The sequence below is a fragment of the Mangrovibacter phragmitis genome (assembly GCF_040429585.1).
Lineage (GTDB): Bacteria > Pseudomonadota > Gammaproteobacteria > Enterobacterales > Enterobacteriaceae > Mangrovibacter > Mangrovibacter phragmitis.
Window position 1 is genome coordinate 5,172,507 of sequence record NZ_CP134782.1, and the last position, 26,199, is coordinate 5,198,705.

Below are 26,199 nucleotides of genomic sequence, written 5' to 3' on the forward strand. Positions count from 1 at the left end.
GTCAAGTGATCCAGATAACATTTATCAATATATTTAAATTATTTTATAATCAATACGTTACATGGTTTCACATCATAAAAAACCGAAATAAACCGGGGCAGTGATTTTTTTATCAACCTGTGGATAAGTTTGTTCACAACTTTTCTGAAGGCAATAAAAAAGCACCATGCAGCACTTTAATGCTGTGGAGAGTATTAGTGAGAAAATTTGGAGCGGGAAACGAGACTCGAACTCGCGACCCCGACCTTGGCAAGGTCGTGCTCTACCAACTGAGCTATTCCCGCTTGGGTGGTGCTGGCCTGATGGCCTGTCAAATTTTGGAGCGGGAAACGAGACTCGAACTCGCGACCCCGACCTTGGCAAGGTCGTGCTCTACCAACTGAGCTATTCCCGCTTGGGTGGTGCTGGCCTGACGGCCTGTCAAATTTTTGGAGCGGGAAACGAGACTCGAACTCGCGACCCCGACCTTGGCAAGGTCGTGCTCTACCAACTGAGCTATTCCCGCCCTGTGCAACTCTGCAAAACAGCATCGTCACGGGAGGCGCATTATACGAGAATTCGCATTTACCGCAAGCCCTGAATGAGAAAATTTCGTGCTTTTTGTTTGAATGATGATTTATTCAACAAAATGGTGATTTTCCCGGCGGATGAGGGGCTTGCCCTCATCCGGCTTGTTACAACTTGATAAAATTCTCACGGTACCAGGCCAGTTCCGCCACGGATTCACGAATATCATCCAGCGCCTGGTGTGACCCTTTCTTCTTAAATCCACTGAGAATTTCTGGTTTCCAGCGGCGCGCCAGCTCTTTCAGCGTGCTGACATCCAGATAGCGGTAGTGAAAATAGGCTTCAAGCTCCGGCATGTATTTGAATAAAAAACGGCGATCCTGGCCGATACTGTTACCGCAAATAGGCGAAGTATTGGCAGGCACCCATTCACGCAAAAATTCCAGTGTCGCCTGCTGGGCGGCGTTGTCATCCATCTGGCTGGCTTTGACACGCTCAACCAGGCCACTGGCCGTGTGGGTACGCACATTCCAGTCATCCATCAGGGCCAGTTGTTCATCAGACTGGTGAACAGCAATCACCGGGCCCTCAGCCAGAATATTCAAATCAGCATCGGTCACCAGCGTGGCAATCTCAATAATGCGGTCACGTTCCGGGTCCAGACCTGTCATTTCCAGATCAATCCAAATCAGGTTATTTTCTTTTGCACTCATGCTTTTTCTGTCCTTTTCGCCTGTTGGCGCACTGACAATCGGTTATTTCGTATAAAATAGCGTGTATCATAGAGGTTTTGCCCATTGTGGGCGACCAGGAGCCACCACGATTGAGTAAAAATAAACTCTCCAAAGGCCAACAACGCCGCGTCAAAGCGAACCACCAGCGCAGGCTGAAGACACCTACGGAGAAAACTGATTACGACGATACGCTGTTTGGCGAGCCACAAGAAGGTGTCGTTATCAGCCGTTTCGGTATGCACGCTGACGTTGAATCCTTCGACAGCGAAGTTCACCGCTGCAACATTCGCCGTACCATCAAATCTCTGGTGACTGGCGACCGTGTTGTCTGGCGTCCGGGCAAACCAGCGGCTGAAGGCGTGATGGTCAACGGCATTGTCGAGGCAGTGCACGAACGCACATCGGTACTCACCCGGCCTGATTATTATGACGGGATAAAACCCATCGCCGCCAATATTGACCAAATTGTGATTGTCTCCGCAATTTTGCCGGAGCTCTCTCTGAATATTATTGACCGCTATCTGGTTGCCTGCGAAATCCTGGACGTTGAACCACTGCTGGTGCTTAATAAAACCGATTTGCTGGATGAAGACGCACTGGCTTTCGTAAACGAGCAAATGGATATTTACCGCAATATTGGTTACCGCGTGCTGATGGTGTCCAGCCATGCTCACCAGGGTCTGGAAGAGCTGGAAACGCTGCTGACTGGCCGTATCAGTATCTTTGCCGGCCAGTCTGGTGTGGGGAAATCCAGCCTGCTGAATGCGCTGTTAGGGCTGGATGAAGAAAAAATTCTGACCAACAACGTTTCCGATGTTTCCGGCCTTGGGCAGCACACCACCACCGCCGCACGCCTTTATCACTTCCCCCATGGTGGTGATGTCATTGACTCCCCAGGCGTCCGTGAATTTGGTCTGTGGCACCTGGAAGCGGAACAAATCACTCAGGGTTTTGTCGAATTCCGTGATTATCTGGGCACCTGTAAATACCGTGACTGCAGCCATAACAATGATCCCGGTTGTGCGCTGCGCGCTGCCGTTGAACGCGGTGAAATAGCTGAAACTCGTTTTGAAAACTATCACCGTATTCTGGAAAGCATGGCGCAAGTCAAAACCCGTAAGAATTTTTCAGAAACCGATAACTGACAACCAGGCAGGCTGCCGTTAAAATTCGTCGCCCTGTATACAGGCCCGGGTAACACGAGATACCGGGCAAGGAAAAGCAATACAACGGCCTGGAGGCTAACTTGCTAAATAACATTAAACTTTCACTTCAATACATTCTGCCCAAATTGTGGCTGACCCGGCTGGCGGGCTGGGGAGCAAACAAACGTGCAGGCTGGCTGACCAAACTGGTGATTGATGCGTTCGTTAAATGCTACAAAGTTGACATGAAAGAAGCGCAAAAGCCGGATACCGCCAGTTACCCTACCTTCAACGAATTCTTCGTGCGCCCTTTACGGGAAGATGCGCGTCGCCTTAACACCGACCCAAATGCGCTGGTGATGCCAGCTGATGGCGCGGTCAGCCAGTGCGGAGCTATCGAAGATGATAAACTGCTGCAGGCCAAAGGCCATGATTACACCCTTGAAGCGTTGCTGGCAGGTAACTACAACATGGCGGCGCTGTTTCGTAACGGCAGTTTCGTCACCACGTACCTCTCCCCGCGCGATTACCACCGGGTGCATATGCCCTGTAACGGTATACTGCGGGAAATGATTTACGTGCCGGGCGACCTGTTCTCCGTTAATCCGTTAACCGCGCAAAATGTACCTAACCTGTTTGCCCGTAACGAACGGGTTATTTGCCTGTTTGATACAGAATTTGGCCCGATGGCACAGATTATGGTGGGCGCAACTATTGTTGGCAGTATTGAAACTGTATGGGCTGGTACCGTCACTCCGCCACGGGAAGGGATCATCAAGCGCTGGACCTGGCCTGATGGCAGCCATGAAGACGCTATTGCACTACTTAAAGGCCAGGAAATGGGCCGTTTTAAACTGGGGTCAACCGTGATTAATCTGTTTGCTCCGGGTAAAGTCACACTGGATGAACAGCTCAAGCCATTGCTGACCACCCGCCTTGGCAATACGCTGGCCTGGGGGAATATCCCTCATGCTGAACAGGGCGACAACCTGGCAACCGAACAGGTTCAACCCGCAGCTGAAGACAGTTAACTAACTGACGAGTACGCAACGTGCGCCTGCTAATCCTGTTTTTGGTGACCCTGAGTCTCAGCCTGGGGGCGCACGCCGCCCCTTCTTCTACAGATAATGACGCGATTGCTCAGGCTCTGGAGCAAGCGAAAACCAACAAGAACCAGCCAGGACAGGCTGAACTGATTGAAACCCTTCAGGCTGCATTGAGCTCTCTTGAGGAGCGTGAGCACGCCCGGCAACAGGCTGATGAATACCAGCAGGTTATCGATAACTTTCCCAAACTCTCTCAGGCGTTACGCCAGCAACTGGCTAGCCAGCCCTCATCAGAGGCGGAAAAAATACCGGCGGGGTTATCAGCAGACGTGCTTAACCAGGAGATTCTCCAGGTCAGCAGTAAATTGCTGGATAAAACCCGCGAAGCTCAGCAGGAGCAGGAAAAAAGCCGCGAGATTACCGACTCACTGAACCAACTGCCGCAGCAACAAACCGATATCCGCCGCCAGCTTGGCGAGCTGGAGCGCCGTTCAGGTGTCAATGTTTCCAATACACCTCTGGCACAGGCACAGCAATGGGCACTCCAGGCGGATATTGCCCGCCTGCGCGCCAGGCTTACCGAGCTGGAAATGGCGCAGCTTTCTGCAAATAATCGTCAGGAACTGGCCCGCCTGCGAGCAAGCCTTGCAGAGAAACAGAGCGAGCAACTGGACAGGCGGTTACAGGCATTACGCAATCAATTAAATAGCCAACGCCAGCGCGAGGCAGAAAAAGCGCTGGAAAGCACTGAACTGTTAGCGGAAAACAGTGAAAACCTGCCCCCAGAAATCGAAGCGCAATTTACCGTTAACCGCGAGCTTTCTCAGGCTCTGAATCTTCAGGCGCAACGTATGGATCTGGTAGCTTCTCAGCAGCGCCAGGCGGCGAACCAGATTCTGCAAGTGCGCCAGGCACTCAATACCCTGCGTGAGCAGTCACAGTGGTTAGGGGTATCTAACGTGCTGGGCGAAACACTGCGCGCTCAGGTGGCGCGTCTGCCCGAAATGCCCAAACCACAGCAAGTAGATACCGAAATGGCGCAAATCCGTGTTCAGCGGTTGCGCTATGAAGACCAGTTGAGCAAACAACCACAATTGCGCCAGCTGCGCCAGGCCAGTGGTCAGCCACTTACTCAGGAACAAAGCCGCATTCTTGATGCCCAGTTACGCACCCAGCGTGAATTGCTGAGTTCGCTATTGCAGGGTGGCGATGCGCTTATCCTTGAACTGACGAAATTGCGCGTCGCCAACAGCCAGTTAGAAGACGCGCTGAAAGAGGTGAATGAAGCCACTCACCGTTACCTGTTCTGGACGGCAGACGTCAGTGCCATCTCCCTGAGCTGGCCACTGGATATTATGCAGGATCTGCGCCGCCTGCTTTCGCTCGATACCCTGGGTCAATTAGGGAAAGCCGCCGGTATGATGCTGACCAGCCGGGAAACCCTGATCCCTTTATTTGCCGCGCTGGTTCTGGTGGGTTTCAGCATCAGTTCTCGCCGCCACTTTTCAGCTTTTCTTGAACGTTCCAGCAGTAGAGTTGGCAAAGTCACCCAGGATCATTTTTATCTCACCATTCGCACTGTGTTCTGGTCGATTCTGGTTGCTTCTCCGTTACCCGTCCTGTGGGGCATTCTGGGCCATGGTTTACAACAGGCCTGGCCGTGGCCAATTGCAGTCGCCGTTGGCGACGGTGTAACTGCCACTGTTCCCTTGCTGTGGGTGGTGATGATTTGTGCCACCTTTGCACGCAGCAATGGTCTGTTTGTGGCTCACTTCGGCTGGCCACGCCACAGGGTAGCCCGGGCCATGCGTTATTACCTGATGAGCATTGGTTTAATTGTGCCGCTGATTATGGCGCTTATCATGTTCGATAACCTCAATGACCGGGAATTTTCCGCTTCACTGGGCCGCCTGTGTTTTGTCTTTATTTGTGGTGCACTGGCTATTGTCACTCTCAGTTTAAAACGCGCCGGTATCCCGCTGTGGCTGGATAAACAAGGCAACGGTGACAATGTCCTCAACCGCTTGTTCTGGAACTTGCTGATCTGTGCGCCTGTGTTGTCCGCACTGGCGTCTCTGGTGGGTTACCTCGCAACAGCGCAAGCGTTGCTGGCGCGCCTGGAAACCTCTGTCGCCATCTGGTTTTTGCTGCTGGTCATCTACCATATTGTGCGCCGCTGGATGTTTATTCAGCGCCGCAGGCTGGCGTTTGACCGGGCCAAACACCGCCGGGCGGAGATCCTTGCTCAACGAGCAAAAGGCGAAGAAGAACCAGTGCAAGGGCACAGTGCGGAAGGCAACCCGGAGCTTCCCGAAGACACAGAAATCGATCTGGATACGATCAGCGCGCAATCGCTGCGTCTGGTGCGATCACTGCTGACACTGGTCGCATTGATCTCTGTGATCGCGTTATGGTCGGAGATCCATTCGGCATTCAGTTTCCTGGAAAATATCTCATTGTGGGATGTCACCACCACTGTACAGGGTGTGGAAAGTATCGAACCCATTACCGTTGGGGCAGTGCTTATCGCCATTCTGGTGTTCATCATTACGATGCAACTGGTGCGCAATCTGCCTGCCTTGTTGGAGCTGGCTATACTGCAGCATTTGGATCTGACACCGGGCACCGGCTATGCCATTACCACTGTCACCAAATATTTGCTGATGCTGCTGGGTGGTCTGGTCGGTTTCTCCATGATTGGCATTGAATGGGCCAAATTACAGTGGCTGGTTGCCGCATTAGGTGTGGGGTTGGGCTTTGGTTTACAGGAGATTTTCGCCAACTTTATTTCCGGGCTGATTATCTTATTTGAAAAACCCATTCGTATTGGCGATACCGTGACGATTCGTGACCTGACAGGCAGTATCACCAAAATCAATACCCGGGCAACCACTATCAGCGACTGGGATCGTAAAGAGATAATTGTCCCCAACAAGGCGTTTATTACTGAACAATTTATTAACTGGTCGCTGTCTGATTCTGTTACTCGTGTTGTGCTCAGTGTCCCTGCCCCGGTGGAAGCCGAAACCGAAACCGTCACGGGTATTTTGCTGGCTGCCGCCCATCGATGCTCACTGGTCATTGATAACCCTCCGCCAGAGGCTTACCTGGTAGATATACAGCAAGGTATACAGCTCTTTGAACTACGTATTTATGCTGCTGAAATGGGGCACCGGATGCCATTACGCCATGAACTCCACCAGTTAATCCTGCTGGGCTTCCGGGAACACAATATTGACCTGCCGTTCCCACCGTTCCAGATGCGGCTGGAGTCCCTGGATGGTAAACGCAGCGCAACCACCCTGACCTCTGCAGGCAAAAGCGTACGCTCACCAGGTAGTCTGTAAAAAAAACACCCCCACCATACTCTGGCAGGGGTGTTTTATTCGGTTTTTTTACCCGCGAGTGTATCAGGCGCGATCGACAGTAAAAGCCATCACCTCAGATAAACTTTCGGCCTTAAGCGCCAGCATCACCAGGCGGTCAACCCCCAGTGCGACACCGGAACAATCCGGCATTCCTGCTTTCAGTGCTTCCAGCAGGTTAACGTCCACAGGCTGTTGAGGAAGCCCTTTCGCGGCACGTTTACGGTTATCCTGCTCAAAGCGCTGCTGCTGTTCACCTGCGTCAGTCAGTTCGTGGAAACCATTCGCCAGTTCCACACCCCGGAAATAGACTTCAAAACGCTCAGCCACACGGTGATCTTCGGTACTGATTTGCGCCAGTGCGGCCTGGCTTGCCGGGAAGTGGTACACAAAGGTTGGTTTATCTTTTCCAATATGTGGTTCCACACCCATAGCAAACAACAGTTGCAACAAGGTATCGCGGTCTTCTTCGGTATCGGCGATATTGCTTAAATCAAGGCGCGCGGCTACTTCACGTAACTGCTGTTTATCTGCAGACAGCGGGTCGATTTCCAGATGGCGCTGAAACGCCTGCTGATAAGAAAGGGATTCTGCCGGGCTGCACTCCAGCACTTGCTGCAATAAGTCGTCCACCTCGTTCATCAGGCGATACATGTCATAGCATGGACGGTACCATTCCAGCATAGTGAATTCAGGGTTATGGTAGCGCCCCATCTCTTCATTACGGAAACTACGGCATAACTGATAAACCGGACCACAGCCTGCAGCAAGCAAGCGTTTCATGTGGTATTCCGGGCTGGTCATTAAATACAGGTTCATCCCTTGTGAATGACCCGGCCCCACAAAACGTGTTTCGAAAGGCACCAAATGGACGTCAGTAACCGTTGCCTGGCTCATACAGGGGGTTTCGACTTCAAGGACGCCCCGGTCTGAAAAAAAACGCCGTATTCCGGCCATAATCTCAGCACGTTTTAATAAATTGGGGACTGATGCGCCCGGCTGCCAGGTTGCCGTATCGCTCATGTTACTTTCTCCGGTTTGACACAAGGGCACGCAGTCTACTCGCATCTCCATAAAGAGACAAATTTTGCACAGCAAAATTTGCCGAATAAGCCCGTCGTGCCTGGCGTGGCCCATTTTTTTGTAAATCAGTCAATGACATTAGTTGATTGTTGCGGATATCAACAAAAAAATCGAACACGTCAATTTTCCCTCTTTTTAGCAAGGTTATACTGAGCTCCCCACCAAGGAGCAGGGGAAAACGTTCGCTTTCGCTATCGGCCACTGTGTGAGCTACCTTTGGAACAGATGCGTTGCGAAATAACCATAATCTGGAGGAATGTCGTGCAAACCATTCAAGCTGATATCGCTATAATTGGTGCCGGCGGTGCAGGCCTTCGCACCGCAATTGCGGCAGCGCAGGCGAATCCACAAGCCACCATCGCGCTGATATCCAAAGTCTACCCTATGCGCAGCCACACTGTTGCTGCTGAAGGTGGATCTGCCGCGGTCGCACAAGATCATGATAGTTTCGAGTATCATTTTCATGATACCGTCGCAGGCGGTGACTGGCTCTGTGAACAGGACGTTGTTGATTATTTCGTTCATCACTGCCCAACAGAAATGACGCAACTGGAACAGTGGGGATGCCCCTGGAGTCGTCGCCCGGACGGATCAGTTAACGTTCGTCGTTTTGGGGGGATGAAAATAGAAAGAACCTGGTTTGCCGCAGATAAAACCGGCTTTCACATGCTTCATACCCTGTTCCAAACTTCTCTGCAATTTCCGCAAATCCACCGCTTTGATGAACACTTTGTCCTCGACATTCTGGTCGATGAAGGCCATGTGCGTGGTCTGGTCGCCATGAATATGATGGAAGGGACTCTGGTGCAAATCCGTGCCAATGCCGTGGTTATGGCAACGGGCGGTGCTGGCCGCGTTTACCGCTATAACACTAACGGTGGGATTGTCACTGGCGATGGTATGGGCATGGCACTGGCTCATGGCGTACCACTGAGGGATATGGAATTTGTTCAGTATCACCCCACCGGGCTCCCTGGCTCCGGTATTTTGATGACAGAAGGCTGCCGTGGCGAAGGTGGTATTCTGGTCAACAAAGATGGCTACCGTTACCTGCAGGATTACGGTATGGGGCCAGAAACCCCACTGGGCGAGCCGAAAAACAAGTATATGGAACTGGGCCCACGCGACAAAGTCTCGCAGGCTTTCTGGCATGAATGGCGTGCTGGCCGCACCATTGAAACGCCAAGAGGCGATGTGGTGTATCTGGACTTGCGCCACCTGGGTGAGAAAAAACTGCTTGAGCGCCTGCCATTTATCTGTGAACTGGCGAAAGCCTATGTCGGTGTGGATCCCATCAAAGAACCGATTCCCGTACGACCAACCGCGCACTACACCATGGGCGGCATTGAAACCAACACAGAATGTGAAACCCGTATTAGTGGTTTGTTTGCAGTGGGTGAATGCTCTTCTGTGGGGCTGCACGGTGCTAACCGCCTGGGGTCTAACTCACTGGCGGAACTGGTGGTATTTGGCCGTCTGGCTGGTGAAAAAGCAATGGCTCACGCTGCGCAGGCAAGTACCGGTAATGATAATGCGCTGAATGCTCAGGCAGCCGATATTGAACGCCGCCTGACAAGCCTTGTTAATCAGGAAGGGAACGAGAACTGGGCGAAAATCCGTGACGAAATGGGTCTGTCGATGGAAGAAGGCTGTGGGATTTACCGCACGCCAGAACTGATGCAAAAAACTATCGATAAACTGGCTGAACTCCAGGAACGCTTCAAGCGTGTACGCATTACCGACACTTCAAGTGTGTTCAACACCGATTTGCTTTACACCATAGAGCTGGGGCACGGCCTGAATGTTGCTGAATGTATGGCGCACTCAGCGATGGCACGTAAAGAATCCCGTGGGGCGCATCAACGCCTTGATGAAGGTTGCACAGCGCGTGACGATGTGAACTTCCTCAAACATACCCTCGCGTTCAGGGATGCAGAAGGCCACACGCATCTGGAATACAGCGATGTGAAAATCACCACTCTGCCACCAGCAAAACGCGTTTATGGCGCCGAAGCGGAAGCAGCCGACAAAAAGGAGACGGCGAATGGCTGAGATGAAAACCATGAAACTGGAAGTGGTGCGGTATAACCCGGAAACGGACAACGAGCCACACAGTGTGTTTTACGATGTGCCCTGGGATGAGCAAACCTCATTACTGGATGCGCTGGGTTATATCAAAGATAACCTGGCACCCGACCTGAGCTACCGCTGGTCCTGCCGTATGGCTATTTGCGGTTCATGCGGCATGATGGTTAACCAGATCCCCAAACTGGCCTGTAAAACCTTCCTGCGTGATTACACTCAGGGCATCAAAATCGAGGCTCTGGCAAACTTCCCCATTGAGCGCGATCTTGTCGTGGACATGACCCACTTCATTGAAAGCCTCGAGGCGATTAAGCCCTACATCATCGGCAATAATCGCTCACCGGAACAAGGGCCAAATACCCAAACACCTGCGCAAATGGCGCGTTATCACCAATTTTCCGGGTGTATTAACTGTGGGTTGTGTTATGCCGCCTGCCCGCAATTTGGCCTTAATCCGGAGTTTATCGGCCCGGCAGCCCTGACGCTGGCCCATCGCTATAATCTGGACAGCCGTGATCATGGTAAGAAAATGCGTATGCCAGTGATTAACGGTGAAAACGGTGTGTGGCCCTGCACATTTGTCGGCTTTTGTTCTGAAGTCTGCCCGAAGCATGTCGACCCGGCAGCCGCGATTCAGCAAACAAAAGTGGAAAGTGCGAAGGACTTTTTAATCGCCACCCTGAAACCACGCTAAGGAGTGCAGCATGACCACAAAACGTAAACCTTATGTGCGGGCGGTTGCCCCGGACTGGTGGCAAAAACTGCCGTTTTACCGTTTCTATATGCTTCGTGAAGGTACCTCTGTGCCAACCGTCTGGTTCAGCATCATCCTGATTTATGGGTTGTATGCACTGAAAGGCGGGGCAGGCTCCTGGGCAGGTTTTGTTGGCTTTCTGCAAAACCCGGTGGTAATCATCCTGAATCTGATTACCCTGGCAGCAGCCCTTCTGCATACCAAAACCTGGTTCGAACTGGCGCCGAAAGCTGCCATTCTGATCGTTAAAGGTGAGAAATTACCCCCACAACCCCTGATTCGTGCACTGTGGGCCGTCACTGCCATTGTCACTGTCGTGATTCTTGGCGTGGCGTTGTTCTGGTAAGGAGGTATTATGACAAATCAACAATTGAAGCGTTCCGACGAACCGGTATTTTGGGGGCTGTTTGGTGGTGGCGGTATGTGGGGAGCGATTATCGCCCCGGTTATCGTCCTGCTGGTTGGGGTTCTGCTGCCACTGGGCTTTTATCCTGGCGAAGCACTGGGATATGAACGTGTACTGGCCTTTGCGCAAAGTTTTATTGGCCGGGCGTTTATTTTCCTGATGATAGTTCTCCCCTTGTGGTGTGGCCTGCACCGTATCCATCATGGCATGCATGACATGAAGATCCATGTTCCTGCCGGCAAATGGGTATTTTACGGGCTGGCCACAATCCTGACCGTTGTTACACTGATTGGTGTGGTCTTCATTTAATACCAGCCCAAACCTGGCGGCAGAGGCTGCCGCCAGGTCATAAAATAATTCTGTACTTTCCTCAACATTTTCCCCGTGACTTCCTACACTTAAAAGAAAAAAGGAAGCACACCATGCGTAAAAGTTTATATCTCGCCATCCTGCTTGGCGTTGCCACGTTAACAGGCTGCAGCAACCCCGTACCCCCACCCGGCGTAACCGTTGTCGAGAATTTCAATATCAATCGTTATCTTGGTACATGGTATGAAATAGCCCGCCTTGATCACCCCTTTGAGAGTGGGCTGGAACAGGTCACAGCCACTTATGGTTTACAGGTTAATGGCGGTGTCAGTGTGATTAACCGCGGCTATAACCCGGCTCGTGGCATATGGCAGTCAGCACAGGGAGAAGCCTGGTTCACTGGCGCCCCCACGAAAGGCGCACTGAAAGTCTCGTTCTTTGGTCCCTTCTACGGCGGCTATAATGTGATGGCGGTTGATAAATATTACCAGCATGCCTTGCTGTGCGGGCCGGACAGAAGCTATTTGTGGATATTGTCCCGTACCCCCACACTCAGTACGGAAGTAAAAAACCAGTATATCCACCTGGCCCAACAGCAAGGCTTTGATACCAGCAAGCTGATTTGGGTAAAACAAACGCCGTTAGTGGCTAAATAATTTTACCCCGAGAATACCTGCAACAATCATCGTCAGGCTGAAAAGCCTGGCCGGTGTGGCGGGTTCACCTTCCCAGACAATACCAATAATCACCACCCCCACCGCACCAATACCACTCCACACCGCATACGCAGTTCCGGCTGGCAGGCTTCTGATAACATACGAGAGCAGTAGCAGGCTGAGCGCCATCGCGCTAAGAACAATAACGGAAGGGTAAAAACGACTGAAACCGTAGGTGTGTTTTAATCCGGCAGCCCAAACCACTTCCAGCAAACCGGCAAGAATAAGTAATAACCATGACACAGGAGCTCCTGAGGGGCCGTCCCCAATGTGCAATGATAACCCGGTACAGGCCGTCCTGAACGGGAATAATAGAGTCCTTAACCCAAACTGCTCACCATAAAATAAGGTAGCCAATGGATAAAGGTTATACAAAATACGGGTGATTTATTGTCGCAAACCCGATATGTCCATGCAACCAGCGCTTTCTTACTTGACTAACGTGAGAAATAGCACTGCTTCTGCTGTCAGTTCCATAATTCAGTTAGCAGCTTTTCTTTCTATCATGTCACCTTACCCTGGAAAGTGGCTCAGGCTATTTTTGTTACTGGATGCAAAATATGTATGTTTAGCGTATTACTTGTGGATCGTTGTTACTTTAGCCGCTTCGGGTTGAAATCTCTGGTTATGTCATCAGGAGATTTATCGGTTAATTTTAATATTGTTGACACAGATAACTTATTATATGCCCGAGAGTATATATTACGGCACCAGCCAAATATCGTGATAGCTGATTTTCATGGTTTTCTTAAAGAAATACATCACGTACAACAATTGGCTTCGATTTCTCTTGCCTGCGGCACATCAACCAGATTAATTATTCAGCAAAGTAACCACACACCACCAGAATTGAAGGCATTACATGAAGTGATGGGGGCGTGGAAAATACTCGATAAAAATAATTCTCTGAATGATATTAAGGAAATATTACAGTCATCACTTTTCTCTCGCCCCCCTTTTGGCCTGCAGCGGGACCTTACGCCATTACTGACGCTCAGAGAGGAAAAAATTCTGGCTTTGTGGGAGCAGGAGACCAGTAATGAAAATATTGCCAGTAAAATGGGGATATCGGTAAAGACCGTTTACACCTACAAACGCAACATCCGCATGAAGCTTGGGGTAAATAACCGTCTGGCATTATTTTTAACCTGATAAAGCGAAATGATGGTACCCGCAGACACCATCACTTCACCAAAGCATAAATTCTTACTGTGATTATTTCTGGGCATTTGTTGCCGCGTCAGAAATAGCGCTACCACCTTCCTGAATATCTTGTCCCATACCACGAGTGGTATTACAGGCAGTCAGTACAGAGGTGCAAATCAACGCTGCAATAAGCGCAGCAATCGTTTTCTTGATCATAATCGCATCCTTATCTGTCATCATTTATTGGTCAGAGACAACAATAAGGATAGTGCACCAGAAAATGTGCAGAGAAAAATTAAGACCAGGCTGAAAAGATTAGTCGGATGCGCGCTGAATCGCCCCGCCGAGGTGCTGGATATCTTCACCGAAGCCCCGGGCCGTATTACAACCAGACAATAACGCAACAACCAGAATGATAACCAGTGATTGAACCGCTCTTACCATCGCATAACCCCGGAAGCAAATGCACAGACACTTTACAAGCGCAGGTATCAGCACCTGCGCCGTAAAACAGAATTCAGCTTATTTCACGCGAGATACGTATTCGCCAGAACGGGTATCAACACGGATAACTTCACCAATCTGAACAAACAGCGGCACTTTTACCACTGCGCCAGTAGACAGCGTGGCTGGTTTACCGCCAGTACCAGCAGTATCACCTTTCAGGCCTGGGTCGGTCTCAACTACTTCCAGTTCCACGAAGTTTGGTGGAGTGACAGAAATAGGCTGACCATTCCACAGCGTCACGATGCACTCAGCCTGATCCAGCAACCATTTTTCGTTATCACCAATGGCTTTCGCATCAGCAGACAGCTGTTCGAAGGTTTCATTGTTCATGAAGTGCCAGAACTCACCGTCGTTGTACAGGTAAGTCAGGTTCATATCGACAACATCAGCACCTTCAGCGGAATCAGTAGATTTGAAAGTTTTTTCTACACGGGTACCGGTCAACAGACGACGCAGCTTAACACGCGCAAAAGCCTGACCTTTCCCTGGTTTAACGAATTCGCTGGCTTCAACTGCGTAAGGTTCGCCATCTAACATGATTTTAAGACCAGAACGAAAATCGTTGCTATAGTAAGTTGCCATAAGGCCCTCTGAAATTATTAACTGGTAGCTTAGCCAAAAAAATGGCACACATTGTAACCCTAAAACCCCCCTCCAGAGAAGATTGGTTATCGCAACTTGCCGATGTTATAACCGATCCCGATGAACTTCTGAATATTTTAAATGTAGACGCTAATGAAACATTGTTAGCCGGGCGCGATGCCAGGCGGCTGTTTGCTCTGCGTGTTCCCCGCGCATTTGCGGCGCGAATGGAGCCAGGAAACCCAAATGATCCTTTACTGATTCAGGTACTTACCAGTCAACAGGAATTTACCAACGTAGCCGGATTTAGTGAAGATCCTCTGGATGAACAACACAGTGTGGTTCCAGGTTTACTGCACAAATACCGTAACCGTGCGTTGTTGCTGGTAAAAGGCGGTTGTGCAGTCAATTGCCGTTATTGTTTCCGTCGCCACTTCCCGTATGCCGAAAACCAGGGCAACAAACGCAACTGGCAAAGTGCGCTGGACTACATTGAGGCTCACCCGGAACTGGATGAAATTATTTTCTCTGGTGGTGATCCGCTCATGGCGAAAGACCATGAACTGAACTGGCTAATAACCGCCCTGGAAGCAATCCCACATATTAAGCGATTACGTATCCACAGCCGCCTGCCCGTGGTCATCCCGGCTCGGGTAACGCCTGCATTATGCGAATGTATCATGGCATCAAGGCTGCAAGTTCTGCTGGTAAATCATATCAACCATGCCCAGGAAATCGATGATACCGTGCGTGCAGCCATGGCCCGGTTACGTGCAGCAGGCGTAACATTGCTCAACCAGAGTGTGTTACTCAAAAATGTGAACGATAACGCGCAAACTCTTGCACAGCTCAGTAATGCGTTGTTTGATGCCGGGATCCTGCCCTATTACCTGCATATTCTGGATAAAGTTCAGGGTGCCGCTCATTTTCTGGTTTCTGATGATGAAGCACGGGCCATTATGCGCGAGTTACTCACCATGGTATCCGGTTACCTAGTGCCTAAACTGGCCCGTGAAATTGGTGGAGAACCCAGTAAAACGCCACTGGATCTACAGTTACGTCAGCACTAGTTCCTGCCTGTACTCACGCCACTTTCAGGGAAAAGTCCCAAAAAAACACTGCCGGGCTCCTGCCTCGGCAGTGAAAGGTGCCTGTCAGCCTACCGGGAAAGAGGGCGTGACAGGCTTTCGGGCTTGTTATGCGTTAAAACGTTTCCCAGCCAGTATCGCTCCCACCAGCACCGGCTGGCGCAGCCAGTTGTGGCGCCCGAGGGCGGGATGGCGCGGCGGGTTCATGATTGGCGCCGGGCAAACGGAATACATTGACCATTTGCTGCAACTTATCTGCCTGGTCTTCAAGGCTATTTGCCGCCGCAGACGATTCCTGTACCAGCGCGGCGTTTTGCTGGGTCGTGGTATCCATTTCCGTCATAGCCTGAGCAATCTGGCCAATCCCACGGTTTTGCTCATCGGACGCGGCTGCAATTTCCTGCATCAGGTCTTTTACCTGGGTTACTGAGTTCACAATACCACTCATACTTTCACCAGCCAGGTCCACCTGGCGTGCGCCTTCATCCACATGTTTAACTGATTCCTGAATCAGGGCCTCAATCTCTTTGGCCGCCTGAGCACTGCGTTGCGCCAGTGAGCGAACTTCGCCGGCCACTACGGCAAACCCGCGGCCCTGATCACCTGCGCGGGCTGCTTCCACCGCAGCATTCAGTGCCAGAATATTGGTCTGGAAAGCAATCCCATTGATGACAGAGGTAATTTCAGCAATACGGCGAGAACTGTCGCTAATGTCCTTCATGCGGGCTACCGCAGAGCTGACTACCTGCCCGCCATGGGTTGCAGTATCTGATGCAGCAATGGCTAACTGGCTTGCCTGATGGGCATTCTGGGCATTCTGTTTAACGGTAGAGCTGAGTTCTTCCATACTTGCCGCTGTTTCTACCACCGCAGCAGACTGCTGTTCAGTGCGGGCAGACAGTTCGTTATTGCCCAGTGAAATTTCATTGGCGGCTGAACTGACTGATCGGGAAGCACTGCGTACCTGCCCCATCGCCTCTGCAACCCGGGTAACCAGGTTATTAAATGCGGTGATAGCCATACCTATTTCATCCTGGCGGCCTGCAGACATACGATGGCTTAAGTCCAGGTTTTCACTGATGGTTACCATACCGCTTTTCATTTCATTCAAACGGCGACGAATACCGAGCACGGTTACCAACCCAAACACGCCAAGAACAATAGTCGCCAGTAACGTGGCAGAAACAGACAGCATCATTGAACGGTGGATCAGACTACTGCTTTGCTGGTTGGCCTCATTCACCAGTTGGTTGTTATAGTCTATCTGCGCTTTAAAATCCTGGGCCAGCAGGCTGACCTGGTTTGCTACCAATCCGCCGGTACGCATCGCTTTCGTGACCGCTACGCGGTCATTGGATTCGGAAATCTTAAAGAACTGATCCATCACTCCGCGGAAATGCTCCAAATCTGCCATGGTTTTTTTCGACAACGCTTCATCATGGGAATCCGAGATCAAATCATTCAGATAATGCTGGTGCGCTTTATACACTTGATCATAAAGCGCGACCGCGCTGGCTTTTATTGCATTCATTCCGGGCAGGTCTTCGGTTAATCCATGCTGGTATAACTGAGAACGGATATCAGTAATCTTCATCATTTCATTATTGATTACCGTTATACTGGGCAACGTATTCACCTGAAAATAGGTGGCATCATCACTTATCTTAGATAATGAAATCATTGAGATAACATTGGTAACAATCAAACTTAATATCAGCAGAGAAAAAGCAAGCAACAAGCGCTTGGTGATGTTCATACATCCTCCCGGTAACGATGAATTTATTTTTGGTGTAAAACTGGTTTTAAATATCAATAATAAAAACGCAAAAATACAGGCACTCACCTTTATCTATTTTCTGTTATCGGCAGGGGTACAAAGTACCTTGAGCCTTATTTATTATTAAGTGTAGAAAGTATTGAATGCTGTGAAAAATATCACAATAAATAAAGCTTAAGGAATCTTAATATATTGATAAATAAAGCCAAATTTAAATATAGCAAGCTAAATATAACCTGCGTTTACATTTTTATATATTTAATTAATGCTTAATTATAGCAATAACTAATTTGCGTTTGATACAAACAAAAACAGCACGATGAGAAGAATAAAAATGTAAAAGTAACCGGGAATAAAAAAGAGAATTAACCAGTGGTAAAATGTTAATGTTGATGACGAAAACAATAGAGCCAACGCAGGTATTTGTTGTCAGCACAAAAAAGACAGGCTCAAAAAAAGAACAGCACACGGGCAGCGTGAGCTTATGCACTTACCGCCCGGTGCCAAAAAGCAGTTACTGCGCGCATTTATAAACCTGACCAGTCATTTCGCTGGCCGTAGGTACAAAACTGGAAATCAGGCCCTGAGTTGGGCTGCTGACACCGTAAAGCACATTACCGCCCATCGCAGCCGCTTTGTTACGCAGGTCATTCGCTGCACCACGCAATGAACCACCTTCATTACCAGCCTGGCCAGACAGCCAGTTACTTTGCTCCCCTGTTGCTGTCCCCAGATACTGGCACTCACTGGAAGGCTTATCTTCAACAAAACGAACAGACTGCCCGGCAGAACTCAGTTGATTACTGGCGCTACACCCTGCCAATAACGCAGCCATGGCAATTAACCCGGCCGATAGTTTCATCTGCATATGATTCCCCATTAGTAAAAAAAATCGCGCCAATTTAACCAGATAAACCTTATACCATACCCAGAAAAAGAAAACCCCCGGTGAAATTCACCAGGGGCTTTTTCTGCTAACCTGAGGTGCAGGGCAATTACATCATACCGCCCATGCCACCCATGCCGCCCATACCACCAGCAGCACCTAAATCAGCTTTATCTTCTTTCGGCAGGTCAGTCACCATGCATTCAGTGGTGATCATCAGGCCAGCAACAGAAGAAGCGTACTGCAACGCAGAGCGGGTTACTTTGGTTGGATCCAGAATACCCATATCGATCATGTTGCCGTATTCTTCAGTTGCCGCATTGTAACCGTAGTTACCTTCACCTGCTTTCACATTGTTGGCAACCACTGACGGTTCTTCACCGGCGTTAGATACAATCTGACGCAGCGGAGATTCCATAGCGCGCAGCGCAACTTTGATACCCACGTTCTGGTCTTCGTTTGCAGCAGTCAGGCCAGCGATTTTCGCAGCAACGCGCACCAGCGCCACACCGCCACCAGCAACCACGCCTTCTTCCACAGCAGCACGGGTTGCGTGCAGTGCGTCTTCTACGCGTGCTTTCTTCTCTTTCATTTCAACTTCAGTAGCGGCGCCAACTTTGATAACGGCTACGCCGCCTGCCAGTTTGGCAACACGTTCCTGCAGTTTTTCACGATCGTAGTCAGAAGTTGCTTCTTCAATCTGCTGACGGATCTGACCAACACGCCCCTGGATTGCAGCTTCATCGCCCACACCATCAATAATGGTGGTGGTATCTTTATTGATAACCACGCGTTTAGCCTGGCCCATATCTTCCAGAGTGGCTTTTTCCAGTTCCATGCCGATTTCTTCAGAAATCACCGCACCACCAGTCAGCACAGCGATATCCTGCAGCATTGCTTTACGGCGGTCACCGAAGCCCGGAGCTTTAACCGCAGCCACTTTCACGATACCGCGCATGGTGTTAACAACCAGAGTAGCCAGTGCTTCACCTTCAACATCTTCAGCAATAATCAGCAGTGGTTTGCCTGCTTTTGCTACGGCTTCCAGAACTGGCAGCAGTTCACGGATGTTGGAGATTTTTTTGTCAGCCAGCAGGATGAACGGGTTTTCCAGTTCAACAGCACCAGTTTCTGGTTTGTTGATGAAGTAAGGAGACAGGTAGCCACGGTCGAACTGCATACCTTCTACAACGTCCAGTTCGTCTTGCAGGCCGGTGCCTTCTTCAACGGTGATAACGCCTTCTTTACCCACTTTTTCCATTGCTTCTGCAATCAGTTTACCCACGGTTTCGTCGGAGTTTGCAGAGATGGTACCTACCTGAGCGATAGCTTTGGAATCAGAGCAAGGCACAGACAGGGCTTTCAGTTCTTCAACAGCAGCAGCAACTGCTTTGTCGATACCGCGTTTCAGGTCCATCGGGTTCATGCCAGCAGCAACCGCTTTCAGGCCTTCGTTAACAATAGACTGTGCCAGAACGGTTGCAGTGGTGGTACCGTCGCCTGCAGCGTCATTCGCTTTAGAGGCAACTTCTTTCACCATTTGCGCGCCCATGTTTTCGAACTTGTCTTCCAGTTCGATTTCACGCGCTACAGATACACCGTCTTTAGTAATGGTCGGTGCACCAAAAGATTTGTCCAGAACTACGTTACGGCCTTTCGGACCCAGGGTAACTTTTACTGCGTCTGCCAGGACATTCACGCCACGCAACATTTTTACACGGGCGTCATTACCGAATTTTACGTCTTTAGCTGCCATTTCTATTTTCCCTTAAATTCGTTCGTTCAGTGTTATCGCGCGTGGTAATTACGCTTCAACAATTGCCAGGATGTCGGATTCAGACATGATCAACACTTCTTCATTGTCGATCTTCTCAGCTTTAACGCCGTAACCATCGTTGAAAATTACGATGTCACCCACTTTCACATCCAGAGGTTTCATTTCACCATTTTCCAGGATGCGGCCATTGCCCACAGCCAAAACTTCACCACGAGTTGATTTACCCGCGGCAGAGCCAGTCAGAACGATGCCGCCAGCTGATTTAGATTCAACTTCTTTGCGCTTGACGATCACACGATCATGCAATGGACGAATTTTCATTGATAGCTCTCCTTTGAGAAAGTCCGTATCAGTTTTAGGGGTTATGCCGGTTCACCTTCTCCGGCTGGTGACCAGAGAGATGGGGATGTTCTTTCTCCCCTTCAAGGGGAGAAAGAAAAAATTTTCAGATTTTTTTATCGCTCATCACGATCGTGGTCTGAAAGGCGGTCTGACGAATTATCTTTACGCTGGAACTCGCCATCAAATGTCTGCCCGCCCTGGCCTGGGCCATTAAAATTGCCGCCCATCCAGCTAAACCGTAAATGGGGCATTAATTTCATTGTCAGATGTTTCTGAACGGGAGGAAGCAGGAGTAACAACCCGAGGAAATCGGTGAAAAACCCGGGCAGTATCAACAGCAGGCCAGAAATAATCAGTGAAACACTTTTGATCATTTCAGCCGCAGGGCTTTCACCTGCTGACATACGTTGCTGCATCAGCATCAGGTTTTTAAAGCCCTGGTTACGCACCAAAGACATGCCAACCACTGAAGTGAAAATCACCAGAATCAGCGTCAGCAGAACTCCCAGCACATGGGCAACCTGAATAAAGATAGAGATCTCTACATACACATAGAGAAAGAAGGCAAGAAACGGTATCCAGCGCACAATGGCTCCTGTAAGAGGTCAGGCAGTTACACTACCTGCATAGAATGAAGTGGGACACATTAACCCTGTAATCAAAAGTGGGGGCCTGAGCGCAAAAATCAATCGTCAGTGTGTTTTTTTTATGAAAAGTTTAGGAGCGGTGAGCTATTTCACATATTAGTAACTGTAATGGAAATTCACAGATAATAAGTGATCGAGATTACGGCAATCGGCTATGATCAGCATATCATGTTAACCACGTAGCCAAAATGGACATAATCGTCGGTTACGCGATGGAATAACCACATATCGTTTGTGTGTATTTTTTATCCATGTTCGCCTGAACACGAAAAAAAGGTTGATTCAACATGCTAAACAACATTCGTATTGAAGAAGATTTGTTAGGTACCAGGGAAGTGCCGGCAGAGGCCTACTACGGTATACACACGCTCAGAGCGATTGAGAACTTCTACATCAGCAACAATAAAATCAGCGACATCCCCGAGTTTGTTCGCGGTATGGTCATGGTGAAAAAAGCGGCGGCACTGGCAAACAAAGAGCTGAAAACCATTCCGCGCAGCATTGCTAACACCATTATAGCGGCCTGCGATGAAGTGCTGAACAACGGTAAATGCATGGATCAGTTCCCTGTCGATGTGTTTCAGGGCGGCGCAGGCACATCCGTTAACATGAATACCAATGAAGTAATCGCCAATATTGGGCTTGAACTGATGGGTCACCAAAAAGGGGAATATCAGTACCTGAACCCTAACGACCATATCAATAAATGCCAGTCCACCAATGATGCCTACCCCACTGGTTTCCGAATTGCCGTTTATGCGTCACTTATCAAATTAGTCGATGCCATTCACCAGCTGGGAGAAGGCTTCCAGAACAAAGCAGTTGAGTTCGAAACCATCCTGAAAATGGGCCGCACCCAGTTGCAGGATGCAGTGCCTATGACTCTGGGCCAGGAATTCCACGCGTTCAATGTATTGCTCAACGAAGAAACCAAAAACCTGCTGCGTACCGGTGAGTTACTGCTGGAGGTCAACCTCGGAGCCACAGCTATCGGTACACGCCTGAACACACCTGATGGCTACCAGCAACTGGCTGTACAAAAGCTGGCGGAAGTGAGCAATCTGCCTTGTGTTCCGGCGGAAGACCTGATTGAGGCCACGTCAGACTGTGGGGCTTACGTTATGGTGCACAGCTCACTGAAACGCCTGGCTGTAAAACTATCCAAAATCTGTAATGACCTGCGTCTGCTCTCTTCAGGCCCACGCGCCGGGCTGAACGAGATAAACCTGCCAGAACTCCAGGCGGGTTCATCAATCATGCCTGCCAAGGTCAACCCCGTGGTGCCAGAAGTGGTCAACCAGGTGTGCTTCAAAGTTATTGGCAACGACACCTGCGTCACCATGGCATCAGAAGCCGGGCAATTACAGCTTAACGTTATGGAACCGGTAATAGGTCAGGCAATGTTTGAATCCATTCATATTCTGACCAACGCCTGCTACAACCTGCTGGAAAAATGCGTCAATGGCATCACCGCCAACAAAGCGGTGTGTGAAAGCTACGTTTATAACTCTATCGGGATTGTCACCTACCTCAATCCGTTCATCGGCCACCACAACGGCGATATCGTCGGTAAAATCTGTGCTGAAACTGGCAAAAGTGTCCGTGAAGTAGTACTGGAACGTGGCTTGCTGACAGAAGCGGAACTGGATGACATCTTCTCCGTCAACAATCTGATGCATCCGGCGTATAAAGCCAAAAGGTACACCGATGAAAGCGAACAATAAGTACCGGCTATAACCCAACAAAAAGGCACGTCTCTGGCGTGCCTTTTTATTTTGGAGTGAACAATGTCATAACATTTTCTTATCTTAAACCTAACTAACCAAGGAAGACCCTATGTTTGGAGCACAACTTGTTATTGTCCTGGCGGCGATTTATCTGGGTGCCCGGCTCGGAGGTATCGGCATCGGTTTTGCCGGTGGGCTGGGTGTACTGGTTCTGACCCTGTTTTTCCAAGTCCCTCCGGGTGCTATTCCCTTTGATGTGATTGAAATCATTATGGCGGTCATTGCAGCTATCGCCGCTATGCAGGTCGCCGGAGGTATGGATTACCTCGTCAGTCTGGCGGAGAAGTTACTGCGCCGTCATCCCAAATACATTACCTTCATTGCCCCCATGGTGACCTGGCTGATGACCATTCTGGCCGGTACCGGGCATACTGCGTTCTCAACCATGCCAGTGATTACTGAAGTGGCGAAAGAACAAGGTATTCGCCCTTCCCGCCCTCTTTCTATTGCCGTTGTCGCATCACAAATCGCCATTACTGCGTCACCCATTTCCGCAGCAGTGGTGTTCTTCGCAGGGATACTGGAACCACTGGGTATCAGTTACCTGCAACTGTTGGCCGTGTGTATCCCCGTCACTTTTGTCGCCGTTATGCTGACGGCGGTATTGTGTAACTTCCTGGGGGGAGAACTGAAAGATGACCCGGTATACCAGGAGAAACTCGCAAGAGGGGAAATCGTCCTGCGTGGTGCCAGTAAGATTGTCCTGAAGCCCCATGCAAAACGTGCCGTAATGCTGTTTCTTATCGGGATCGTTGCGGTGGTTCTGTATGCCACCGCCATCAGTCCAACCGTTGGGTTAATTGACAACCCGGTGTTGCCACGTAATGAAGCCATTGTGGTGTTTATGCTAACTGTCGCCACCTTGATTTGCCTGACGTGTAAAGCCAATACAAGCGAGATCCTCAATGCCAGTACATTTAAATCTGGTATGAGCGCCTGTATTTGTGTGCTGGGTGTTGCCTGGCTGGGCGATACCTTTGTCAAAGGCCACATTGAGGATATCCAGCATCTGGCTGGTGGTTTGCTGCAGAACTACCCATGGTTACTGGCTGTGGTGTTGTTTTTTGCCGCAACCCTGCTTTACTCACAAGCCGCAACCACTAAAGCATTGATGCCCGCCGCCTTAATGCTTGGCGTCAGCCCACTGGCGGCGGTGGCCTCTTTTGCCGCGGTTTCTGCGTTGTTTGTGTTGCCCACTTACCCAACGTTACTGGCTGCTGTGGAAATGGACGACACGGGTTCCACACGTATCGGGAAATATGTGTTTAACCACCCCTTCCTGGTGCCTGGTGTGGTAGCCATTATCCTGTGTGTCATTCTCGGTTTTATTTTTGGCGGGCTTATTCTGTAAAACAACTCAAATTCCGGGCCTCTGGCAGGCCCGGTCACTCGCTTATCTCAGCATCGTGTTATAGTCATGGTTTTGGTTAACCAGAGGTTCATCCATGGCAACAACAGACGCTGTAGTCGTACTGTGTACCGCACCCGATGAAGCCACAGCCCAGGAACTGGCTGCTCAAGTTTTAGCTGAAAAGCTGGCAGCCTGTGTCACCATTCTGCCTGGCGCATCGTCCATGTATTACTGGGAAGGTAAACTGGAGCAAGAATATGAAGTGCAGTTGATTCTGAAAACCAATTCACAACACCAGCCAGCTTTACTGGCTTGTTTAAAAAACCACCACCCATACCAAACCCCAGAGTTACTTGTTTTGCCGGTAACCGATGGCGATAAAGAATACCTTTCATGGCTCAACGCATCTTTGTCCTGATCCTCTGTCTGTTCAGCAGCCCGGTGTTCGCCGGGTTGTTTGATAACCAGAGCACCAATAATTTTGTCCCTGCCAGCAAGGCATTTCAGTTCGATTTTCAGCAACAGCAACAGCATTTGATGTTGCACTGGCAGATAAAACCAGGATTTTATCTGTATAAGAAACAGATAAAACTGACGCCGACAGAGGCCACTCTCGGCGAAGTGACTTTCCCTCAGGGTGAATCCCATCACGATGAATTTTTTGGCGACAGCGAAGTCTACCGCCAGCAACTCACGCTGCCTGTGACATTACAGCAAGCCAGCCATACGGCGCATATTACCGTTACCTGGCAAGGGTGTTCTGACCGTGGTGTTTGCTACCCACCCGAAAGCCAGGATATTCCACTCAGTGCCGTGGCACCGTCATCAACGCCACCTGCCGTTCAGGGCAATAACCCCGGCCAGCAAACAAACGCGGCCGCACAGTTTACCGGGGAAAGTTCGCCACCTTCACCACATGCAGGCAGCCCGTTCTCTCCACTCTGGGCATTGTTGATTGGCGTGGGAATTGCTTTCACTCCCTGCGTGTTACCCATGTATCCCCTGGTTTCCGGCATTATTGTGGGTAACGGGCAATTATCACAGCGCCGTACACTGTGGCTGGCATTGTTGTATGTACAGGGCATGGCCCTCACCTACACGCTGCTGGGACTGGGTGTGGCGGCTGCAGGTTTGCCTTTCCAGGCCGCGCTGCAAAGCCCCTGGGTATTAAGCATTATTTCCGCGGTGTTTATCCTGCTTGCATTATCCATGTTTGGGGTATTCAGCCTGCAACTACCCGGCTCATTGCAAACCCGCCTGGCACTGTTAAGTAACCGCCAGCAAGGTGGGTCAGCCCCTGGTGTACTGGCTATGGGAGCCATTGCCGGGCTGATTTGCTCCCCCTGCACTACCGCACCACTTAGTGCCATTCTGCTGTACATCGCCCAAAGCGGGAACCTGCCCCTTGGCGGGCTAACCTTGTGGTGCTATGCCACAGGTATGGGGCTACCTCTGGTGGCGGTCGCGCTCTTTGGGCGGCGACTGTTACCCAAAAGTGGCCCCTGGATGGAACAGGTTAAGGTGGCATTCGGCTTTGTTATCCTGGCGCTACCGGTCTTTTTGGTATCCCGCATTTTGCCCGGTGTGTGGGAGCCCCGCCTGTGGGGGTTATTGGGTGTGGCATTTTTCTCCTGGGGCTTTATTACTCTGCTGGCAGTTAAGCACCCGGCGATACGGGCAGTGCAAATCCTGTTATTAGGTGCCGCTTTAGTGTGTGCCCGGCCGTTACAGGACTGGGTATTTGGTGCGCCTCAGTCCACATCCGCAAATCACCTGGTCTTTCAGCCAGTAAAAGATAATAGCGAGCTGCAGTATTACCTTGCGCAGCACCCGGGGCAACCTGTCATGGTCGATCTTTACGCCGACTGGTGCGTTGCCTGTAAAGAGTTTGATAAATACACCTTCAGTGATCCTGGCGTACAGCGGGCACTGAAACAGGTACATTTGCTTAAGGTGGATGTCACAGACAATTCACCACAAAACCAGGCATTGCTGGCCGCACACCAGGTACTGGGGCTACCAACCATCCTGTTTTTTGACGGACAAGGCCAGCCCCTCGATAACCTGCGAGTCACCGGATTTATGGAGCCACCGGAGTTTATTCGCCATTTGCAGAAACTGCCCGGGTCAACAACAATTGACAATAATGAACAGTGATG

26 protein-coding genes and 3 tRNA genes are annotated in these 26,199 nt (G+C 50.2%); 14 read left to right on the forward strand and 15 right to left on the reverse strand.

The window, feature by feature from the left end:
- Positions 1-208: 208 nt before the first annotated feature.
- The 4 genes from MPHASIOC01_RS24815 to orn form a co-directional block, all read right to left on the reverse strand.
- A tRNA-Gly gene (locus tag MPHASIOC01_RS24815) sits at positions 209-284 on the reverse strand.
- 34 nt (positions 285-318) lie between these two features.
- Positions 319-394: transfer RNA gene (locus MPHASIOC01_RS24820), tRNA-Gly, on the reverse strand.
- A 35-nt stretch (positions 395-429) separates the two neighbouring features.
- A tRNA-Gly gene (locus tag MPHASIOC01_RS24825) sits at positions 430-505 on the reverse strand.
- A gap of 169 nt (positions 506-674) precedes the next feature.
- Positions 675-1,220 carry an oligoribonuclease gene (orn, locus tag MPHASIOC01_RS24830; RefSeq protein WP_064598236.1) on the reverse strand — a complete coding sequence of 182 codons (546 nt, stop codon included), beginning with the start codon at positions 1,218-1,220 and terminating at the stop codon, positions 675-677.
- 110 nt (positions 1,221-1,330) lie between these two features.
- Between orn and rsgA the strand changes: the two genes are divergently transcribed.
- From rsgA to mscM, 3 genes are all read left to right on the forward strand, one after another.
- Complete coding sequence (gene rsgA / locus MPHASIOC01_RS24835) at positions 1,331-2,386, forward strand: small ribosomal subunit biogenesis GTPase RsgA (protein ID WP_353613510.1); 1,056 nt, start codon at positions 1,331-1,333, stop codon at positions 2,384-2,386.
- A gap of 101 nt (positions 2,387-2,487) precedes the next feature.
- Complete coding sequence (asd, locus tag MPHASIOC01_RS24840) at positions 2,488-3,417, forward strand: archaetidylserine decarboxylase (protein ID WP_064598232.1); 930 nt, start codon at positions 2,488-2,490, stop codon at positions 3,415-3,417.
- Positions 3,418-3,437: 20 nt separating this feature from the next.
- Entirely contained in the window at positions 3,438-6,779 is a 3,342-nt protein-coding gene (gene mscM, locus MPHASIOC01_RS24845) for a miniconductance mechanosensitive channel MscM (protein WP_064598230.1), read from the forward strand.
- Positions 6,780-6,842: 63 nt separating this feature from the next.
- On the opposite strand, the gene epmA is transcribed toward mscM, so the two are convergent.
- Together epmA and MPHASIOC01_RS24855 are read right to left on the reverse strand one after the other, a co-directional pair.
- The gene (epmA, locus tag MPHASIOC01_RS24850; RefSeq protein WP_064598228.1) at positions 6,843-7,820 is read right to left on the reverse strand and encodes an elongation factor P--(R)-beta-lysine ligase; all 978 of its coding nucleotides are present in this window, start codon (positions 7,818-7,820) and stop codon (positions 6,843-6,845) included.
- Between the two features lies 1 nt (position 7,821).
- Complete coding sequence (locus tag MPHASIOC01_RS24855) at positions 7,822-8,082, reverse strand: hypothetical protein (RefSeq protein WP_064598225.1); 261 nt, start codon at positions 8,080-8,082, stop codon at positions 7,822-7,824.
- A 59-nt stretch (positions 8,083-8,141) separates the two neighbouring features.
- Between MPHASIOC01_RS24855 and frdA the strand changes: the two genes are divergently transcribed.
- The 5 genes from frdA (at position 8,142) to blc (ending at position 12,090) form a co-directional block, all read left to right on the forward strand.
- Positions 8,142-9,932, forward strand: a complete 1,791-nt coding sequence (frdA, locus tag MPHASIOC01_RS24860) for a fumarate reductase (quinol) flavoprotein subunit (RefSeq protein WP_353613511.1) — start codon at positions 8,142-8,144, stop codon at positions 9,930-9,932.
- On the forward strand, positions 9,925-10,659 hold the full coding sequence (locus tag MPHASIOC01_RS24865) for a succinate dehydrogenase/fumarate reductase iron-sulfur subunit (RefSeq protein ID WP_064598221.1): 735 nt from the start codon (positions 9,925-9,927) through the stop codon (positions 10,657-10,659). The genes frdA and MPHASIOC01_RS24865 overlap by 8 nt, the downstream gene beginning before the upstream one ends.
- A 10-nt stretch (positions 10,660-10,669) precedes the next feature.
- Positions 10,670-11,065 carry a fumarate reductase subunit FrdC gene (gene frdC, locus MPHASIOC01_RS24870; protein ID WP_064598219.1) on the forward strand — a complete coding sequence of 132 codons (396 nt, stop codon included), beginning with the start codon at positions 10,670-10,672 and terminating at the stop codon, positions 11,063-11,065.
- A 9-nt stretch (positions 11,066-11,074) separates the two neighbouring features.
- On the forward strand, positions 11,075-11,434 hold the full coding sequence (gene frdD, locus MPHASIOC01_RS24875) for a fumarate reductase subunit FrdD (protein WP_064598216.1): 360 nt from the start codon (positions 11,075-11,077) through the stop codon (positions 11,432-11,434).
- A gap of 113 nt (positions 11,435-11,547) precedes the next feature.
- Positions 11,548-12,090, forward strand: a complete 543-nt coding sequence (blc, locus tag MPHASIOC01_RS24880) for an outer membrane lipoprotein Blc (protein WP_064598214.1) — start codon at positions 11,548-11,550, stop codon at positions 12,088-12,090.
- Here the strand turns inward: blc and sugE are convergent.
- Positions 12,076-12,393 carry a quaternary ammonium compound efflux SMR transporter SugE gene (gene sugE / locus MPHASIOC01_RS24885; protein WP_353613512.1) on the reverse strand — a complete coding sequence of 106 codons (318 nt, stop codon included), beginning with the start codon at positions 12,391-12,393 and terminating at the stop codon, positions 12,076-12,078. The genes blc and sugE overlap by 15 nt on opposite strands.
- Positions 12,394-12,714: 321 nt before the next feature.
- Between sugE and MPHASIOC01_RS24890 the strand changes: the two genes are divergently transcribed.
- The gene (locus MPHASIOC01_RS24890; RefSeq protein ID WP_064598210.1) at positions 12,715-13,302 is read left to right on the forward strand and encodes a LuxR C-terminal-related transcriptional regulator; all 588 of its coding nucleotides are present in this window, start codon (positions 12,715-12,717) and stop codon (positions 13,300-13,302) included.
- 63 nt (positions 13,303-13,365) lie between these two features.
- Here MPHASIOC01_RS24890 and MPHASIOC01_RS24895 read toward each other — a convergent pair whose 3' ends face one another.
- The 3 genes from MPHASIOC01_RS24895 to efp all read right to left on the reverse strand — a co-directional run bounded on the left by MPHASIOC01_RS24895 (position 13,366) and on the right by efp (position 14,385).
- Positions 13,366-13,512: an entericidin A/B family lipoprotein gene (locus tag MPHASIOC01_RS24895; RefSeq protein ID WP_064598208.1), complete on the reverse strand. Its 147-nt coding sequence runs from the start codon at positions 13,510-13,512 to the stop codon at positions 13,366-13,368.
- A gap of 99 nt (positions 13,513-13,611) precedes the next feature.
- Complete coding sequence (locus tag MPHASIOC01_RS24900; RefSeq protein ID WP_072006892.1) at positions 13,612-13,740, reverse strand: entericidin A/B family lipoprotein; 129 nt, start codon at positions 13,738-13,740, stop codon at positions 13,612-13,614.
- Between the two features lie 78 nt (positions 13,741-13,818).
- Entirely contained in the window at positions 13,819-14,385 is a 567-nt protein-coding gene (gene efp / locus MPHASIOC01_RS24905) for an elongation factor P (RefSeq protein ID WP_064598206.1), read from the reverse strand.
- A gap of 41 nt (positions 14,386-14,426) precedes the next feature.
- On the opposite strand from efp, the gene epmB reads away from it, so the two are divergent.
- A complete protein-coding gene (epmB, locus tag MPHASIOC01_RS24910) occupies positions 14,427-15,455 on the forward strand; it encodes an EF-P beta-lysylation protein EpmB (protein WP_353613513.1) in 1,029 nt (342 codons plus the stop codon).
- Positions 15,456-15,588: 133 nt separating this feature from the next.
- Here the strand turns inward: epmB and MPHASIOC01_RS24915 are convergent, their stop codons facing one another.
- The 5 genes from MPHASIOC01_RS24915 to MPHASIOC01_RS24935 all read right to left on the reverse strand — a co-directional run bounded on the left by MPHASIOC01_RS24915 (position 15,589) and on the right by MPHASIOC01_RS24935 (position 20,842).
- Positions 15,589-17,229 (reverse strand): methyl-accepting chemotaxis protein, encoded by a 1,641-nt coding sequence (locus MPHASIOC01_RS24915; protein ID WP_064598202.1) that lies wholly within the window; start codon positions 17,227-17,229, stop codon positions 15,589-15,591.
- A 535-nt stretch (positions 17,230-17,764) separates the two neighbouring features.
- Positions 17,765-18,118 carry a DUF4156 domain-containing protein gene (locus MPHASIOC01_RS24920; protein ID WP_064598200.1) on the reverse strand — a complete coding sequence of 118 codons (354 nt, stop codon included), beginning with the start codon at positions 18,116-18,118 and terminating at the stop codon, positions 17,765-17,767.
- Positions 18,119-18,245: 127 nt separating this feature from the next.
- Entirely contained in the window at positions 18,246-19,892 is a 1,647-nt protein-coding gene (gene groL / locus MPHASIOC01_RS24925) for a chaperonin GroEL (protein WP_064598198.1), read from the reverse strand.
- A 48-nt stretch (positions 19,893-19,940) separates the two neighbouring features.
- Positions 19,941-20,234 carry a co-chaperone GroES gene (locus tag MPHASIOC01_RS24930; RefSeq protein ID WP_036103188.1) on the reverse strand — a complete coding sequence of 98 codons (294 nt, stop codon included), beginning with the start codon at positions 20,232-20,234 and terminating at the stop codon, positions 19,941-19,943.
- A 134-nt stretch (positions 20,235-20,368) separates the two neighbouring features.
- Positions 20,369-20,842, reverse strand: a complete 474-nt coding sequence (locus MPHASIOC01_RS24935; protein ID WP_064598196.1) for an FxsA family protein — start codon at positions 20,840-20,842, stop codon at positions 20,369-20,371.
- Between the two features lie 347 nt (positions 20,843-21,189).
- On the opposite strand from MPHASIOC01_RS24935, the gene aspA reads away from it, so the two are divergent.
- The 4 genes from aspA (at position 21,190) to MPHASIOC01_RS24955 (ending at position 26,197) form a co-directional block, all read left to right on the forward strand.
- A complete protein-coding gene (gene aspA, locus MPHASIOC01_RS24940) occupies positions 21,190-22,626 on the forward strand; it encodes an aspartate ammonia-lyase (RefSeq protein WP_064598194.1) in 1,437 nt (478 codons plus the stop codon).
- A gap of 112 nt (positions 22,627-22,738) precedes the next feature.
- On the forward strand, positions 22,739-24,040 hold the full coding sequence (locus MPHASIOC01_RS24945; protein WP_353613514.1) for an anaerobic C4-dicarboxylate transporter: 1,302 nt from the start codon (positions 22,739-22,741) through the stop codon (positions 24,038-24,040).
- Between the two features lie 94 nt (positions 24,041-24,134).
- The gene (cutA, locus tag MPHASIOC01_RS24950) at positions 24,135-24,458 is read left to right on the forward strand and encodes a divalent cation tolerance protein CutA (RefSeq protein ID WP_036103201.1); all 324 of its coding nucleotides are present in this window, start codon (positions 24,135-24,137) and stop codon (positions 24,456-24,458) included.
- Positions 24,434-26,197 carry a protein-disulfide reductase DsbD gene (locus MPHASIOC01_RS24955; RefSeq protein WP_064598190.1) on the forward strand — a complete coding sequence of 588 codons (1,764 nt, stop codon included), beginning with the start codon at positions 24,434-24,436 and terminating at the stop codon, positions 26,195-26,197. Before cutA ends, MPHASIOC01_RS24955 begins: the two co-directional genes overlap by 25 nt.
- The last annotated feature ends 2 nt before the right edge of the window (positions 26,198-26,199 follow it).